Source organism: Gordonia sp. 852002-50816_SCH5313054-c, assembly GCF_001665925.1.
GTDB classification, from domain to species: domain Bacteria; phylum Actinomycetota; class Actinomycetes; order Mycobacteriales; family Mycobacteriaceae; genus Gordonia; species Gordonia jacobaea.
The window spans coordinates 102052-118762 of the sequence record NZ_LZTE01000068.1 but is presented as its reverse complement, the minus strand read 5'-3'; the positions used below and the strand labels follow the sequence as shown (position 1 = coordinate 118762).

Genomic DNA, 16711 nt, shown 5'->3' with positions numbered 1-16711 from the left:
CGATCAGAACCGGATGACGCCGCGAATGTTGCGGCCTTCGCGCATGTCGTCGAATCCCTGGTTGATGTCATCGAGTGTGTATGTGCGGGTGACCATTTCATCGAGCTTGAGTTTTCCGGCGCGGTACATGTTCAGTAGCATCGGCATGGCTTCGCGTGGTGACTTCATTCCGTAGAGCGCGCCCTGGATCCGCTTCTGGCTCATGGCCAAGACGTTCGCGTTCAGGCCTGGGATGATGGCTTCCTCGTTGTGGGAACTCAGGCCGGTGACGACGAGCGTGCCGGCCTTTCGAGTCGCCGCGAAGCCGGCGCCGATCAGTTCGTTGGGCACCAGGCCGGCGGCTAGGATCACTACGTCGGCGCCCTGTCCGTTGGTCAGGTGCGCGATCCGCTCCGCGCTCTCGTCGAAGCTGCCGTAGGACTCGGTGGCACCGAAGTCCAGGCACCACTTCTGTTTGTCGGCAACGGGATCGATCGCGATGATGTGGGCCGCGCCGCTTTCCCGTGCACCCTGAACGGCGCTCATGCCGATGCCACCGAGCCCGGCAATGACCACTACGTCACCCGCCGAGACATTGCCCGCGGTGGTGGCCGATCCGAAGCCGGTCTGCACACCACATGCCACCAGGCATGCGATTTCCAGCGGAATATCCTTGTCCACCTTGAGAAGTGAGATTTGGTCGTAGACCTGCCACTGGGAGAACGTGCCGAGCAGACCCATCGCCGAGACGTCGAGGCCGTCGTCGGTGTGCATCCGGAAGGTGCCGTCCATCTGGTGGCCGACCATGATCAGCCGGCCGTTGTCGCAGAGGTTCTGCATGCCCGCCGCACACCAGCGGCACTTCCCGCAGGCCGGGATGAACGACGTCAGGACGTGGTCGCCCACCTCGAGGCCGGTCACATTCGGGCCGACCTCGCGGACGATGCCGGCGCCCTCGTGTCCGCAGATCTTGGGCAGCATCGGTGCGTAGATGTCGCCCTGGGCGATGTGGTCGTCGCTGTGGCACAGGCCGGTGGCCACCATTTCCACCAGCACTTCGCCGGATCGCGGGGCGTCGAGTTCGACCTCCTCGACCGACCATTTTCCGGGTACTTCGCGCAGCAGGGCGGCTTGTGTTCGCATGGTGTCCTCTTCTGAATCAGCGGCCGAGCCGCGGACCGTGATCATCGTGATCTGTGTCCCAGACGCTAGGACTGTGTGGCGTGACTGACAAATGACAGTCGTTGATGTGATCTATTCGCGCGGTGAATGCTGATCGGTGTACCGATCGAGTCGACGCAACCACAATCGCGCTGAAAGTGTTTGTGCGTCAACGGTATCCACTCGATACGCGAACGGGAATCGACTGTGCGTTGTCGGTGCGCAGAGACGCCACTTCTCGTAAGAAACACTCCGCGCGCTTGACGTTTCTGGCCAAATGTGAGGTTTCCGCAGGCGCGGGATCGCTCTACTTGGTCAGATCCGACAAATTGTCCGAGGTCGACGCGGGTGGGCTGTCCGGTTCGTGGAAGAGCTCGCGGAACTGGGTGCGTAGCCAGGTGGTCGCCGGGTCGGTCTCGGCGTGGCGGCTCCAGTACTGCGCGACGGTGGTCCGAGGCGGTGCCGGATCCTCGTGAAAGGGAACCGGATACACCCGGATGCCGGGATAGCCGCTGAAGAAGGTGCCCACCGTCTGCGGGACGGTGGCGATGAGATCGGACTCGCGGACCACCGCGGGAACGCTCAGCATGTGCGGCACGGTCAATGCAACGCGGCGATCAAATCCGTTCTCGCTCAGGAACTCCTCGAACACATCCCGGGTGCGGCCGGGTGAATGGATGACCAGGTGGGCCTCGGAGAGGTAGACCTCGCGGGTCAGTCCGTGCTGGTTGACCGCGGGTTGATCGCGCGCGGCGAGGCACAGAAAACCACGCCGGTAGAGCCGCTCGCGTCGCAGGCCGGACTGCGAGAGCTCAGGGAACGGTCCGACGGCGAGGTCGGCCAGACCCCGGTCGAGCGCCTCCACCATCGCATCCGGCGGCAGGGTCGACGAGGCGATGTTGATGCGTGGTGCCCGCGCCCGCAGACGGTGCATGATCTGCGGCAGCAGCACCATCTCGGCCGAGTCGGTCATGAAGATCCGGAAGGTCCGCTCAAGCCGGCCCGGATCGAAGGTCGACGACGAGTCGAGTTCGTCATCGACGACCGCACGGATGCGCCGGGCCGCGCCGGCGAGGTACTCGCCGCGCTGCGTGGCGAGCATTCCGGTCGGTGTCCGCACGAACAGCTGATCGTCGAAGGTGGTGCGGAGCCGCCGCAGCGAGTGGCTGACGGCGGGTTGGCTGACCCCGAGTTCGTCAGCGGCTTGCGAAATCGACCCGGTCCGATGGATGGCCTCCAGTGTATACAGCAGGCGAACATCCAGGTCACGCAGGTTCATATGGTCGATATTCGCACATCTCATGCCGCGTATGTCAAGGATTCATTTTTCTAATTTCTCAAGCGCTGTTAGCGTGCTCTCACAGCCGGAATGTGATGTAGGCCACCTGCGTAAATGCATGAGCTCCGCCCCACATTCCCTCATTACCTCGGGAGACACGATGGACGACCAAGCTCTGAGCAACGCGATCGCCGATCCGCGCACCTACGCAGACATGGCGCGCTACCACGAGATCTTCTCGACGTTGCGGCGTGAGGCTCCGATCCGGTGGACCGAGCCGGAGGGCTACCGGCCGTTCTGGACAGTGAGCCGCTATAGCGACGTCGTCGAGATCGAGCGTCAGCAGAAACTGTTCATCAACGCGCCGCGCACGGCGTTGCGCTCGGTGGTCGAGGAAGAGCAGATCCGAGCGGTCACCGGCTCGACGCAGGCATCGCACACGCTGATCCAGATGGACGATCCCGAACACAAGAAGTACCGGATGCTCACCCAGTCCTGGTTCATGCCGCCCGCGTTGAAGGCGATGCACGAGCAGTTGACGGGACTGGCCTCGACATTTGTTGATCGCATGGAAACCTTCGGTGGCCGTTGCGATTTCGCCCGTGACATCGCCGTCTGGTATCCGCTGCGCGCGGTGATGCTGCTGCTGGGGGTGCCCGAGGAGGACGAGCCGCTCATGTTGCGGCTGACCCAGCAGCACTTTGCCGGCAACGACCCCGAGGTCAACGGCGGCGAGGCCGTCGACGCCGGTGCCGCGGCCAAGCAGGTCTTCGCCTATTTCACCGAGCTCACCGAGAAGCGGCGCGCAGATCCGCGTGAGGACATCGTCTCGCTGCTGGCCAACGCGGAGGTCGATGGCCAGCCCATCAGCGACTTCGACCGCAACTCCTACTATTTCGTGGTCGCCCTGGCTGGTCACGACACCACCAGTTCGTCGACGGCGGGATTGCTCGACGCACTTCTGCGCCACCCCGAGCAACTCGCCAAGCTGCGCGAGGATCCCTCGTTGCTGGACTTGGCGATCGACGAGGGTATCCGCTGGACCTCGCCGGTGCGGCACTTCTTCCGTACCGCCACTGAGGATTACGAGATCGGCGGACAGACGATCCGTGCCGGGGACTCGTTGATGATGTGTTACCCGTCGGCGAACTTCGACGACGACGCCTTCGACGCACCGCACGAATTCCGCGTCGATCGAAAGCCCAACCGCCACATCGCCTTCGGTTTCGGCGTCCACCAGTGCCTCGGCCAACACCTGGCGAAGATGGAGATGCGGGCATTGTTCGGCGAACTGCTGCGCCGGATCGACTGGATCGAGGCGACCGGCGATGCCCAGCTCCTCGAGACGAATTTCGTGGGCGGCATCAAGTCGCTGCCCATCCGATACCGCATGCTCGCACCGCAGCCAGCCTGACCGAATGTCCCTGACCGGATATCACTGTCCCACAACAGAGGTGAACAATGAACGACTACAATCTGCTGATCGACGGCAAGCTCGTTCCGGGAGCTCTCACACTGCCGGTGATCAACCCGGCCACCGAAGAGGTGGTCACGCACGCACCGCGGGCTTCCCGAGGCCAACTCGACGAGGCGGTCAACGCCGCCGCGGAGGCATTCCCCGCGTGGGCGCAGACCTCCGTCGACGAACGTCGTGACGCGTTGACCGCCATCGCGAAGGTCGTCACCGACAACAGCGATGAACTGGCCGAACTGATTACCGTCGAACAGGGAAAACCGTTGCGGGAGGCGCGACGTGAGGTCGGCGGCACCGCCGCGTTCTTCCGGTACGCCGCGACGCTGGAGATCCCGGAGACCACCATCGCCGATCCTGACCGCGACGTCGTCGTGGAGCAGCTGCCGCTTGGCCCGGTCGCAGCGATCATCCCGTGGAACTTCCCGTTGTTCACCATCGCGTTCAAGCTGCCGTGGGCATTGTTGGCCGGCAATACCGTGGTGGTGAAACCGGCGCCGACAACACCGCTGACCACACTGCGTTTCGGCGAGCTGGTCGCCCCCCTGCTGCCTGCCGGGGTGCTCAACATCATCGTCGACGACAACGATCTCGGGGACGCACTCACCTCGCACCCGGCTATCCGCAAGGTGAGCTTTACCGGCTCCACCCAGACCGGTGCACGCGTGATGGCCGGTGCCAGCGCCACCGTCAAGCGACTCACTCTGGAACTCGGCGGCAACGACTGTGCGCTGGTGCTGCCCGACGCCGACCCGGAACCGGTGGCCGACAGCATCTTCCGTGCGGCCTTCACCAACAACGGTCAGGTGTGCCTGGCGATCAAGCGCGTGTATGTACATCGCGCGAACTACGACGCTTTCGTGGCGGCGCTGGCCACGCGTGCCGAGGCGTCGGTGGTCGGTGACGGACACCAGGAGACCACCGACCTCGGGCCGGTCCAGAATGCCAAGCAGTATCAGAAGTTGTTGGGCCTGCTGGAGTCGGCTGCGCGCGACGGCCGGATCGTCGCCGGTGGCACGGCCATTGATGGGCCGGGCTACTTCCTGCGACCCACCATCGTTGCCGACATCGCCGAGGGAACCGAGATCGTCGACGACGAACAGTTCGGCCCGATCCTGCCGGTGGTGGTCTACGACGACCTCGACGACGCGGTGAAACGGGTGAACAACACCACCTTTGGGCTCGGTGCCTCAGTGTGGTCGTCGGATGTGACGCGGGCGCGGGAGGTCGCACGCCGGATCGACGCCGGCACCGTGTGGGTCAACAAGCACGCCGATCTGGCCCCGCACGTCCCCTTCGGAGGGGCCAAATTGTCCGGTGTCGGTGTGGAATTCGGGCAACAAGGACTGCTCGAGTTCACCCAGCGACGTGTGATCAGCAGCTGAGGAACCACAGATATGTACGACGTGAGGATCGGCCGCATCAACGAGCTGGCCACCGACATTTACGCCATGACGCTGGAGCCATGCGACGGACGTGACGCCCCGGAGATCACCCCTGGCATGCATGTGAACCTCCGGATGCCATCGGGTATCGAGCGCAGTTACTCACTGGTCAACGCACCCAAGATGCGCAAACACCTGGAGATCGCGGTCAAACTCGAAGCCGACGGACGTGGCGGCTCACGTGAGTTGTGTTCGCTGCCAACCGGAACGCAGCTGACCGTCGTCGAGCAAACCAACGACTTCGCCCTCGACGAGAACGACGAGACGCACGTGCTCATCGCGGCCGGCATCGGGATCACCCCGCTGTGGAGCATGATCCAGTACGCCGAATCCGCCGACCGCGCGTGGGTGCTGCACTACTGCGCCAAGAGTCGCAGTACCGCTGCCTATCTCGACGAGCTTGAGAAGCTGGAGGCGCAACGTCCCGGGCGGGTTCATCTCTATTTCTCCGACGAGGACAAACGTCTGGATATGGCGGCGGTGGTGGCCGGACTCGGACCCAGTGACGGCGCGTATTGCTGTGGTCCCGAACGGATTACCGCGGCCTTCTCGGGATACGCCGACGGACTTGGCGATCGCGCACATGTAGAGGACTTCAGTGTTGCCGAGGTGGCGGCGGGTGGATTCGTGGTCATGCTTGCGCGCTCGGAGATCGAGATCCAGGTGCCCGAGGATTCCACCATCCTCGACGCGGTCCTCGCGGCCGGTGTCGACCCGGACTACTCGTGCATGTCGGGTACCTGCGGGAGCTGCGAAGTGGCGGTGCTCGAAGGAGAACCCGACCATCAGGACTTCGTGCTGACCGATGAGGAGAAGGAGGTCGGTGACCGAATGATGATCTGCTGCTCCGGATGTCGTGGTAACCGACTGGTGATCGACCTCTGACGCCGGGCGTCCATGGAATAGAAGTGATGAGAGTAAGGAACAACATGTCTTCAGGTGGAATGGATTTCCACTCCCTGGGCCGGGTGGTCGACCATCGCGAGTTCGATGACGTGTCGCGTCGTATTGCCGCCGGGTTCGCCGAACTCGGCGTCGGTGACGGCGACGCCGTCGGACTGCTGATGGTCAATGAGATCGAGACCCTTATCTGCGCTGAGGCGCTGGCGTATCTGGGAGCCTTCACCGTGCCACTCAGCTGGCACAGCACTCCGGCGGAATTGGCCTATGTTCAACAGGATTCGTCGTTGAGCGCGCTCGTTGCTCACGATGCGCTGGCACAGACCGCCGTGGCGGGGACCACGTCGGATCTGCCGCTGGTCATCGTTGACCTGCCGGAGCCGACGGCGGCTGCCATGTCGATGTCGCCGTCGGTGATCGGTGAGCGTGGGTCGGTGTATCGATGGTCGGAGATGGTGGCATCGGCGACACCGTGGTCGGGTCCGCGTCGTGCGCCACGTCCGGCCGTCGTCTACACCTCGGGCACCACCGGGAAGCCAAAAGGTGTTGTGCGCGGTCAGCATTCCGATGACGAGGCACGCGCCCGCCAGGCCGCATCAGTCGGCTCGGTATGGGGGAGTGAGGACGGTATGCGGACACTGTTGGTCGCCCCGCTCTATCACTCCGCGCCAACCGCCTACATCCGTTCGGCGATGGGCGCTGCCCGCACTGGTGGCGAGATCCACTTCCTACCCAAGTTTGACGCCGAGACCGCGCTGGCGATGATCAGCGAGCATCGGATCACCCACATGTGGATGGTCCCGACGATGTTCATCAAACTCCTCGCGCTTCCCGACGAGGTACGTGCGAAGTACGACGTCTCATCGATCCGCAACATCGTGCACTCGGGTGCACCATGTCCGATCGGGGTGAAGCTCAGGATGATTGAATGGTTCGGGCCGGTGATCAACGAGTTCTACGGGTCCACCGAGACCGGCCCGGTCACCTATGCCGGTGCCGAGGACTACCTCGCCCATCCGGGTACGGCCGGCCGCGTACTCGACTTGTGCCGGATCGAAATCGTCGACGCCGACGGAAATATCTTGCCGCGCGGTGAGATCGGTGAGATCGCGGCCGCCAACACCACTTATCCCGATTTCACCTACCGCAACCGCGACAGTGAGCGTAACGATCTCGACGTCGCCGGTTTGATCCGGTCGGGCGACATCGGGCTCATCGACGCCGACGGCTTCTTGTTCCTCAAGGACCGCAAGAAGGACATGGTCATCTCCGGTGGCGTCAACCTGTACCCCGCCGAGGTGGAAGATGTCCTGCTGCAACTCGACAACGTTCGCGACGGAGCTGTCTTCGGTCTGCCCGACGAGGTCTTCGGGGAACGTCTGGTCGCGGCGGTGAGTTTGCATCATCCCGAATCCGACGTGGCCGATCGGCTCAAAGAGCAGTTGCGTGAACAGCTCTCGTCCACCAAGGTGCCGCGCGAGATCTTCGTCATCGACGACTTCCCCCGGTCGGAGGCCGGCAAAGTCGCCAAACACAAATTGCGTGCGCTCGTCGGATGAGCGCTGCACCACTGACCAATCAACCACCAGACAGGGAGGGCCCCATGAACGAAGTCCTGATCGAAAAGCCCGCCGACGGAATCGCGTTGGTGCGCATCAATCGTCCCGAGGTCCGCAACGCCCTCAACGCGGCGGTGCGCGCCCAGATCAACGAGGCCTTTAACAGTTTCGACACCGACTCCTCGGTCCTGGCCGTGGTACTGACCAGCACCGGCGACCATTTCGCGGCCGGCGGTGACCTGCGTGAGTTCGGTGCGGCGTCGATGGTCGACCGGATGACCGCGGAATACACCGACGGCATCGCGCGCTGCCGCAAGCCGGTGATCACCGCAGTGAACGGTTATGCGCTCGGCGGCGGGTGCGAGTATGCGATGAACGGCGACATCATCATCGCCGGCCGCGACGCGGTCTTCGGTCAGCCCGAGGTCAAGGTGGGCCTGGTACCCGGACTTGGTGGCACTCAGTACCTTCCGCGTGCCATCGGCATCTATCCGGCGATGCTGATGCTGCTCACCGGTGATCCCATCGACGCCGAGCGCGCCGCGTCACTCGGGTTGGTCAGTGAAGTGGTCGACGGTAGTGCCGAGGACCGCGCCCTCGAGATTGCCAAGAAGATCGCGAAGTTGCCACCGCTGACGGTGCAGACGATCAAGCGGGTGGTCCGCTACGGCACGCAGGTGTCGCTGAACAGCGCGCTGGAGATGGAGAAGATGGCGCATCAGCAGATGTTCGCCACCCAAGACATGCGCGAAGGTGCCACTGCTTTCTTCGAGAAGCGCCGCCCGAGCTTCGAAGGACACTGAACAATGAGTCAACACAACCAGATTGCGATATGTGGAGGCGGGCTCGGCGGTCTGACCGCCGCGCTGGCCCTGACCCGTCGGGGATTCGACGTCACCGTCTACGAACAGACCGAGCGGCTCGCGGAGGTTGGTGCCGGACTTCAACTGGCCGCCAATGCCACCCGGGTGTTCGCCGAACTGGGCGTGCTCGATCGCATTGCGGCACTGGCCTCGGTGCCGCAGGGCAAGCGGGTTCGCTTATGGGACAGTGGAGAATCCTGGAAACTGTTCGACCTGGGCGCCGTATCGCAGGAAAAGTACGGCTCCCCCTATCTGATGGTGCATCGCGCCGACCTGCAATCGGTACTGATCGATGCGTTCGCCGAGATCGCTCCCGGCCGACTGGTTTTGAGTAAGCGGTTGACCGGTATCGACCAGACCGGTGACCGGCCCACTTTGAAGTTCGCCGACGGCACCCAAGCGAGTGCCGATGTGGTGGTCGGCGCCGACGGTGTTCATTCAGTAGTTCGTCGTGAGCTCTTCGGCGCGACCGAGGCCACCTTCTCCGGGTGCATGGCGTGGCGCGGTGTTGTCGATGCCGGCACGCTGCCAGATGCTCTACGAGAACCGCAGGGCACCAATTGGATTGGTCCGCACGGACACGTAATCCAGTATCCACTGCGGGGTGGGAAGCTGGTGAACTTCGTTGGCATCGTCGAACGTGATGACTGGCGCCAGGATTCGTGGAACTCGGCCGGCGACAACGCCGAGTGTGCCCGCGACTTCGCCGGTTGGCATCACGACGTCCAGGCATTGATCACTGGCATCCCGACGCCGATGAAGTGGGCACTCAACCTGCGTCCCACCATGACTCAATGGAGCAAGGGCTCGGTGACCCTGCTCGGTGACGCCTGTCATCCGACGCTGCCGTTCCTTGCCCAGGGCGCCTGTATGGCCGTCGAGGACGGTATGGTGTTGGCTCGCGCGCTGAGCGAGATCGCCGACACTACAGCGGCATTGACCGCCTACGAACAGGCTCGAATCGATCGGACCACCGCGATCGTCGAGGGCTCGACGGCCAATATCGCGCGCTTTCACAATCCGGTTCTCGCCGATCCGGTCGCCGCGCGGGACTATGTGTCCAAGGAATGGGCCTCCGACGAGGTCTCCGACCGGTACGAGTGGCTGTTCCGTTACGACGCGGTGACGGTGGAGATCTGATGGCTGGCGACACGACAGCCACCGACGCCACCGACACCACCCTCGAGGGGTCGCGTGATCCTCGAACCGGCCAATGCTATTGGCCGAAAAGAACATTTAGCGTTGACGGGGAGCTGGTCAGGCTCGACGACGTCGAGCTGCCTTCCACCGGCGAGCTTGCGGCTTTCGTCTCCGCGGGCGATCGATGCTTCGGCTATGTCGATCTCCCCGGTGATGTCCGACTGATCACCGAACTCGGTACCGGACCACATGAGGTGGGCGCGAGTTATCGGGCCGTGGTGACCGAGAGCGGTAGGAGGTTTGATCGTGCGTGAAGTGTATGTACTCGGATCGGCGGTGTCTGCTTTCGGCAAGCATCCGACTGGCAGCGGCCGGCATCTGGCAGCGCAGGTGGCTGCTGATGCGCTCTCAGAAGCGGGAATCGACTTCAGTGCTGTCGACGGCGTGTGGGCCGGCGTCGCACTTGGTGCCAGCCCGCGCGCGGTCTTCGTGGCCAAGGAACTCGGTCTGACCGGAGTGCCGGTACAGCAGGTGGTCAACGCCTCGGCCAGCGGACTGGCCGCGGTGCACGAGGCGAGGATGGCCATCAGATCCGGCGACCACGACGTCGTCCTCGTCCTGGGTTACGATGTGCCCGAATATGATACGTCCGCGCAGGAGGCAATCGCGCGGCAGGGTTTCCTACCGCCGGTTACCCAATTCGCCTTATGGGCAGCCCAGCGCGAACAGGAGTTCGGCACCACGGCCGAGGATCTGGCACGGGTGGCGGCGAAGAACTGGAACTACGCGCGAAGTAACCCGCTCGCCGCGCGCCAGGCCGACGCCGAAGTGACCGTCGACGACATTCTCGCATCGAAAGTAGTTGCTGGACAGCTGCACTCAAAGATGTGTACGCCGTGGGGTGACGGTGCGGGAGCAATCGTGCTCGCCTCGGCCGAGGGAGCACGAGAAATCGGGGTCATTCCGACAACCGAACTCGCCTCGTCGGTGTTGCGCAGCGAGATCCACGGTCGGCACCACACCTTTGAAGGAGCGGTGGTGGGGCCACGTGAGATGACCACGCGCACATCCGAACTGGCTTTCGACGCAGCCGGCGTACGACCCCGTGATGTGGATGTGGTGCAAGTTCATGACGCCTTCGCCAACGAGGAACTCGAATACCTGGAGCTGATGGGGTTCGTGGGCCCTGGTGAGGCCGACAAGCTGTTGCGCGACGGTGCGTTCGGTCCCGGTTCACGCCGCCGCTTCGGCCTGCCTGAGGTGTCCACCGACGGTGGGCTGCTCGCACGCGGGCACGCCAGCGGCGGTACGGGTGTCGCCCAGATCCACGAAACTCGACGACGATTCGCCGAACACGGCGATCGGGTCGGGGTTTGTCATCTGCTCGGCGCCGGATCGGTGTGCGTGATGCAGGTTCTGCGAAGCGTCGACTGACCGCCGGATCGGTCATCGCTCCGGTTCATCGCGAACACGAATAGGGCGGCTCGGCATGATTGCCGAGCCGCCCTGCTGTGGTGTCGCTCTCCTGTTCAGCGAGTTTCGGTGAGGGCTGCCCCGGTGCGGGCTCGCACCTCGTCGACGCCGACACCCGGTGCCGTTTCCAGTAACACGAGTCCAGCGCTGGTGACGTCGATGACGGCGAGATCGGTGATGATGCGATGAACCACGCCACGCCCGGTCAGTGGAAGGCTGCACTCGTCGACGATCTTTGGCGCACCGGATTTGTCGGTGTGCTCCATCACCACGATGACGCGTCGGGCGCCGTGCACGAGATCCATGGCGCCGCCCATGCCTTTGACTATCTTGCCCGGAACCATCCAGTTCGCCAGGTCACCGCAGCGTGAGACCTGCATGCCGCCAAGCACGGCGGTGTCGATGTGCCCGCCGCGGATCATGCCGAAGGAGGTGGCGGAGTCGAAGAAGGACGCGGTCGGTCTGACGGTGACAGTCTCCTTGCCCGCATTGATCAGATCCGGGTCGACGTTGTCGCTGGTGGGGTAGGGCCCGGTGCCGAGAATCCCGTTCTCCGAGTGCAGGATTACCCGTACCCCGTCGGGTAGATGGTTCGGGATCAGGGTGGGCAGCCCGATGCCGAGGTTGACGTACTCACCGTCGCTGAGTTCGGCAGCGGCCCTCGCCGCCATCTGTTCACGTGACCAGCTCATGCCGACGGTTCCCCCTTCGCGCTGATCGTGCGTTTCTCGATGCGCTTCTCGGTGATGGCGGTCGTTACGATGCGCTGCACGTAAATTCCCGGTAGATGGACCTGCGATGGATTGAGTTCACCTGGGGCTACGAGTGTTTCGACCTCGGCGATGGTGATCGTGCCAGCCACCGCGGCGAGTGGGTTGAAGTTCATGGCTGCCTTGTTGAAAACGAGGTTGCCCTCGGTATCGCCGAATTGTGCTCTCACCAGGGCGAAATCGGATCGAATGGCTTCTTCCAGAACGTACTCGTGTCCGGCGAAGATCCGGACCTCCTTGCGTGGCGAGGCGACGGCGACGCTGCCGTCGGGTGCGTACCGGTAGGGCAAGCCCCCCTCGGAGATGGGGGTACCCACACCGGCCGGTGTGTAGAAGGCTGGAATACCCGCCCCGCCGGCCCGCATGCGTTCGGCCAGGGTGCCCTGTGGGGTCAGTTCCACCTCGACCTCACCGGAGAGGTATTGACGTGCGAACTCTTTGTTCTCGCCGACGTAGGAAGCGGTGATACGTCGTATCTGTCCGGCCGACAACAGAATTCCGAGTCCCCAGTCGTCGACGCCGCAGTTGTTGGAATAGATCTCCAGATCGCCGACACCGCGCGAGGCCAGCGCGTCGATCAGGTCGCTCGGGATGCCACACAGTCCGAATCCGCCGACTGACAGCGACGATCCGGCAGCGATGTCAGCGACGGCCGCCGCCGCAGACGGGAACACCTTGCCCATCGGTTCGGTACTCTGCGGGTCGTTGCTCATCGGGTTGGCCCTGATTCGGTCGGCGCCGATGCGCTGATGGTTCCCCGCACTTCACCGAATCCGATGCGGCCGCCGCCGATGCCCAGTGCCGACGCGGTGATCGAAACGGTGTCACCGTCTTCGAGGAAGGTCCGTTTGTGGCCATCCACGGCGATGGGTTCTGCACCGCCCCAGGTGAGCTCGATGAAGGCGCCACGTTGGTCGCGGTCCGGTCCGGAGATGGTGCCCGATCCGAACAGGTCCCCGGTCCGGGCTGCGGCCCCGTTGACTGTAGTGTGGGCGAGCATCTGCGCCGGCGACCAGTACATCTCGCGATATGGGGGATGTGAGACCACATCCCCATTCCATTCGACGGCCAGGTCGATATCGAGGCCCCACTTCTGGTTGCCCTGCAGATAAGGCAAGGGGGCTGGTGTCTGCGTAGGTGTGGCGACCCGGGCCGACTCCAGGGCGTCGAGCGTGACCACCCACGGCGAGATCGACGTCGCGAAACTCTTGCCGAGGTTGGGTCCGAGTGGGACGTACTCCCAGGCCTGGATATCGCGGGCCGACCAGTCGTTGAGAAGGACAACACCGAAGCAGTGATCGGTGAACTCGTCGGGGCTGATCGGGCTGTTCATCGGCGAACCGACGCCGATGATGAAGCCCAGCTCCGCTTCGATGTCGAGCCGGACCGACGGGCCGAACGAGGGCTGATCGTCGCCGGCGATCTTGCGTTGGCCGCGCGGCCGCACGATGTCGGTGCCGGACACCACAATGGTCGACGATCGTCCGTGATATCCGACCGGCAGATGTTTCCAGTTGGGCATCAGCGGTTCTGAGTCCGGACGGAATAATCGCCCCAGGTTGGTTGCGTGGTGTTCGGAGGCGTAGAAGTCGACGTAGTCGGCGACCTCGATGGGCAGATGCATCGTGGTGTGCGCGACATCGGCGAGCGCATCGTCGGCGACGTCGCCGGCCGCGAGCGCGGAGACCTGTTGCCGCACTTCGGTCCATCGTGAACGACCTTGTGCCATGAAGGGGTTCAGGCTGGGGTGGGCGAAGACGTCGTCGTTGAGTGCGCGGGCCAGGTCGATGATGGTGTCGGCGACCCGCACGCCGACCCGCGGTGGTGTGGTGGCGGTGGAGAAGACACCGTACGGCAGATTGTCCAGACCGAACAGTGAATCGTCGGGGATGTCGATAGTGGTCACAGGGTTGCTCCTTGGCGGACGTAGGAGGTCGGCAGCAGGCCGAGAGCGGCGAGGTCGTCGAGAGGCTCGATGACGCTGCAGGTGCCGAATGATCGGAACCGCGAGCGCAGGTTGACGATCTCGTCGGTGGTGAGCGTCGCGATGCGTTCGGCGATGCGGTTCCCGTTGCGGTCACCGAGAACCGCGATGAGTTCGTCGATGCCGGCGGCCTGGCCTGCCAGGTGCACGGCCAGCATCAGGTTCACGAACCCGTGCTGCTCGAAACCGGTTGTCGGATCGGTATTTCGGATTGCATGATGCAGCCCTGCTGTTGCTTTGAACGGGATGTCATGTCCGACCACGGTGCGGACGGCCGCGGCCAGTTCGGCCTCATCGGGATAGGCGTCGGCGTGCACTCCGCCGGTTCGGAACTTGGCTGCGAACGATGTGCCGCTCAGGGCGCGCAGAAATGACTCTCGACGTTCGTCTCGGGGGATCTCGACGAAGATCTCCACATCGGGCCGCGTGGCTGCGATGTCGTCGAGCGCAGTCACCAATGATGCCGGACTGTGGGATTCGTCGACGACGATCTCCAGGGCGCGCAACCGTACCCACCGGATGCTGCTGAGTTGTGCGAACGCCGCGTCGAGGGTGGTCGGTCCGCCGGGTACCGTCAGGCTCATCGAGAGTTCACCGTCGGGATGTAACATATTCGCCAGTTCGGTAAGCCGTGGTGCGGGAAAGATGAAGGGGCCGAGGGTATCTCGATACGATTCACTGCGGTGGGCGGAGTGCGCAGGGATCGCCGCTTCCAATGGGCTATTGCCCGGCGGGAACATCGCGGCGTCGTCGAAGAGTCCGGCGAACAGTTCGGTGGTGATGCCGTCGCGGTATGCGGTGGGTCTCACGTGAGCGCTCCCTGCCGCGCCCAGCTCCACGAGTAGTTGGCGTCCTCGCAGGCCAATGCGCCTTCGCCGAGTTCGAGCGGAGCGAAGGTGTCGACCATGACCGCGAGCTCATCGAAGGTCTCTGCGCCGATGCTGCGTTCGTACGCGCCGGGTTGCGGACCGTGTGCGTGACCGCCGGGATGGATGCTGATCGATCCTTGACCGATGCCGGATCCCTTGCGGGCCTCGTAGTCTCCGCCGCAGTAGAACATGATCTCGTCGGAGTCGACGTTGGAGTGGTAGTAGGGGACCGGGATGGCCAGCGGGTGGTAGTCGACCTTGCGCGGCACGAAGTTACAGATGACGAAGTTGTTGCCTTCGAACACCTGGTGCGCCGGTGGCGGCTGGTGGATTCGCCCGGTGATCGGTTCGAAATCGAAGATGCTGAAGGTGAACGGGTAGAGACACCCATCCCAGCCGACCACGTCGAAGGGGTGGTGGGCGTAGACCATTCGGGTTCCGACGACCCGTCCGCCGGAGCGGTGCTTGACATAGACGTCGACGTCGGTGCCGTCGGCGGTGATGAGTTCGCCGGGGCCGTGCAGGTCGCGTTCGCAGTAGGGGGAGTGTTCGAGGAGCTGACCGTACCGAGAGAGATACCGCTTAGGCGGCACGATGTGGCTGTTGGCCTCGATGGCATACGCGCGCAATGGTTCTACTCCCTCGGGTATCCACCGATGGGTGGTTGACGCCGGGATCAGGACATAGTCTCCTTGCCGCGCGTTCAGTGGGCCGAAGACGGTCTCGACGCGTGCGCTGCCGGACTCGATGTACACGATTTCGTCGCCGGTTGTGTTGCGGTACAACGGCGATGATGATGTGGCCACCACATAGGAGATCCGGACATCGGAGTTGCCGAGGATGAGTCGACGGCCGGTCACCACGTCCACGCCCTGGCCATCGGTCGGGAACAGATCGTGCAGCCGCAGGTGCCGCGGTTTGAGGGGGAGATTGGGGGTGGTGGTTTGGTCGGTGAGCTCCCAAACCTGCGCGTCGACGATGGCCGACGGGATGGTGCGGTGATAGAGCAGCGACGAATCCGAGGCGAATCCCTCCTCTCCCATCAACTCCTCGAAGTAGAGCTCACCAGACGGCGTTCGGTGTTGGGTATGGCGCTTGGGCGGGATGGTGCCCACTTGGCGGTAGAAGGACATGGCGACTACTCCTCGATCGACGTACTCCAGCGTGCTCTGAGTCACACTAGATAGTACATAGATTAACTAGTTTTGCGGCGCGAGACAACTGCCGATCTCGCGGTGGCGCGTCAGGTCAATTGCGGCCGCGAACGTCGAACTGGCGGCGGTTGGTGATGAGCTTGTCGAGCAGGAGGATCAAGATGCGCTGCTCGGCTTCGGTGAGTGCTCCTGCCCAAGCGAATTCGCGTTCGTTGTGCTCGGTGAAGACCTGCTCGATGGTGACCCGACCGTGATCGGTCAGCGACAGCTGGACCGATCGCCCGTCGTGCTCGTCGGGTCGGCGTCGTAGCAGGTCGGCGGACTCCAGCGTCTTGGTCAGATTGGAGACCGCTGCGCGACTCATACCGGTCAGGCGCGCTGCGGTCTTGGGCTCAACGGGTCCGGCGAGCCACACGACGAACATCAACCGGAACGCCGACCAGGACAAACCGTGGGGCCGGTGGACGGCAGACTCCAGATCGTAGGTCACCACGTTGGCCGCGCGATTGAGGGTGAGTAGCACCTGGGTGGCCAGCAGATACTCGGGGCCGACCTCCTCGGAGAGGCGCCGCTGGGCAAGCTCGATGAACGACCAGAAGTCGAGATCATCGGGGCCAGACTCGTGCTCCCGACTGCCCTGCTCTGGTTGGTCCACGGTCATGAG

General features: G+C 63.7%; 16 protein-coding genes. 8 read left to right on the top strand and 8 right to left on the bottom strand.

All coding sequences use genetic code 11. The features are described 5' to 3' along the window. Nucleotides 1-3: 3 nt before the first annotated feature. Together A5788_RS18145 and A5788_RS18140 are read right to left on the bottom strand one after the other, a co-directional pair. Nucleotides 4-1122, bottom strand: a complete 1119-nt coding sequence (locus A5788_RS18145; protein ID WP_064869185.1) for an NDMA-dependent alcohol dehydrogenase — start codon at nucleotides 1120-1122, stop codon at nucleotides 4-6. A 325-nt stretch (nucleotides 1123-1447) separates the two neighbouring features. Beyond that, entirely contained in the window at nucleotides 1448-2419 is a 972-nt protein-coding gene (locus A5788_RS18140; RefSeq protein WP_064869127.1) for a LysR family transcriptional regulator, read from the bottom strand. Nucleotides 2420-2579: 160 nt separating this feature from the next. On the opposite strand from A5788_RS18140, the gene A5788_RS18135 reads away from it, so the two are divergent. The 8 genes from A5788_RS18135 to A5788_RS18100 are packed head-to-tail and all read left to right on the top strand — an operon-like array spanning nucleotide 2580 to nucleotide 11231. Further along, nucleotides 2580-3833 carry a cytochrome P450 gene (locus A5788_RS18135; RefSeq protein WP_064869124.1) on the top strand — a complete coding sequence of 418 codons (1254 nt, stop codon included), beginning with the start codon at nucleotides 2580-2582 and terminating at the stop codon, nucleotides 3831-3833. A 47-nt stretch (nucleotides 3834-3880) separates the two neighbouring features. Next, a complete protein-coding gene (locus A5788_RS18130) occupies nucleotides 3881-5275 on the top strand; it encodes an aldehyde dehydrogenase family protein (RefSeq protein ID WP_064869121.1) in 1395 nt (464 codons plus the stop codon). 12 nt (nucleotides 5276-5287) lie between these two features. After that, nucleotides 5288-6220: a PDR/VanB family oxidoreductase gene (locus A5788_RS18125; protein ID WP_064869118.1), complete on the top strand. Its 933-nt coding sequence runs from the start codon at nucleotides 5288-5290 to the stop codon at nucleotides 6218-6220. A 44-nt stretch (nucleotides 6221-6264) separates the two neighbouring features. Further along, nucleotides 6265-7794: an AMP-binding protein gene (locus A5788_RS18120; protein ID WP_064869115.1), complete on the top strand. Its 1530-nt coding sequence runs from the start codon at nucleotides 6265-6267 to the stop codon at nucleotides 7792-7794. A 44-nt stretch (nucleotides 7795-7838) separates the two neighbouring features. Then, nucleotides 7839-8597 (top strand): enoyl-CoA hydratase-related protein, encoded by a 759-nt coding sequence (locus tag A5788_RS18115; protein ID WP_064869112.1) that lies wholly within the window; start codon nucleotides 7839-7841, stop codon nucleotides 8595-8597. A 3-nt stretch (nucleotides 8598-8600) separates the two neighbouring features. Next, nucleotides 8601-9797 (top strand): FAD-dependent monooxygenase, encoded by a 1197-nt coding sequence (locus A5788_RS18110; protein ID WP_064869109.1) that lies wholly within the window; start codon nucleotides 8601-8603, stop codon nucleotides 9795-9797. After that, complete coding sequence (locus A5788_RS18105) at nucleotides 9797-10111, top strand: hypothetical protein (RefSeq protein WP_064869105.1); 315 nt, start codon at nucleotides 9797-9799, stop codon at nucleotides 10109-10111. The genes A5788_RS18110 and A5788_RS18105 overlap by 1 nt, the downstream gene beginning before the upstream one ends. After that, nucleotides 10104-11231, top strand: coding sequence for a thiolase family protein (locus tag A5788_RS18100; RefSeq protein ID WP_197494479.1), 1128 nt, complete (start codon nucleotides 10104-10106; stop codon nucleotides 11229-11231). Before A5788_RS18105 ends, A5788_RS18100 begins: the two co-directional genes overlap by 8 nt. Before the next feature lie 95 nt (nucleotides 11232-11326). On the opposite strand, the gene A5788_RS18095 is transcribed toward A5788_RS18100, so the two are convergent. The 6 genes from A5788_RS18095 to A5788_RS18070 form a co-directional block, all read right to left on the bottom strand. Beyond that, nucleotides 11327-11962, bottom strand: coding sequence for a CoA transferase subunit B (locus A5788_RS18095; protein WP_064869102.1), 636 nt, complete (start codon nucleotides 11960-11962; stop codon nucleotides 11327-11329). After that, nucleotides 11959-12723, bottom strand: a complete 765-nt coding sequence (locus tag A5788_RS18090) for a CoA transferase subunit A (protein WP_064869182.1) — start codon at nucleotides 12721-12723, stop codon at nucleotides 11959-11961. Before A5788_RS18090 ends, A5788_RS18095 begins: the two co-directional genes overlap by 4 nt. Nucleotides 12724-12749: 26 nt before the next feature. Further along, complete coding sequence (gene fahA / locus A5788_RS18085; RefSeq protein WP_064869098.1) at nucleotides 12750-13946, bottom strand: fumarylacetoacetase; 1197 nt, start codon at nucleotides 13944-13946, stop codon at nucleotides 12750-12752. Further along, entirely contained in the window at nucleotides 13943-14764 is an 822-nt protein-coding gene (locus tag A5788_RS18080; protein ID WP_156525555.1) for a hypothetical protein, read from the bottom strand. Before A5788_RS18080 ends, fahA begins: the two co-directional genes overlap by 4 nt. A 65-nt stretch (nucleotides 14765-14829) precedes the next feature. Beyond that, nucleotides 14830-16026: a homogentisate 1,2-dioxygenase gene (locus A5788_RS18075; RefSeq protein ID WP_064869095.1), complete on the bottom strand. Its 1197-nt coding sequence runs from the start codon at nucleotides 16024-16026 to the stop codon at nucleotides 14830-14832. A 115-nt stretch (nucleotides 16027-16141) separates the two neighbouring features. Beyond that, nucleotides 16142-16708 (bottom strand): MarR family winged helix-turn-helix transcriptional regulator, encoded by a 567-nt coding sequence (locus A5788_RS18070; protein WP_064869092.1) that lies wholly within the window; start codon nucleotides 16706-16708, stop codon nucleotides 16142-16144. Nucleotides 16709-16711 lie beyond the last annotated feature (3 nt).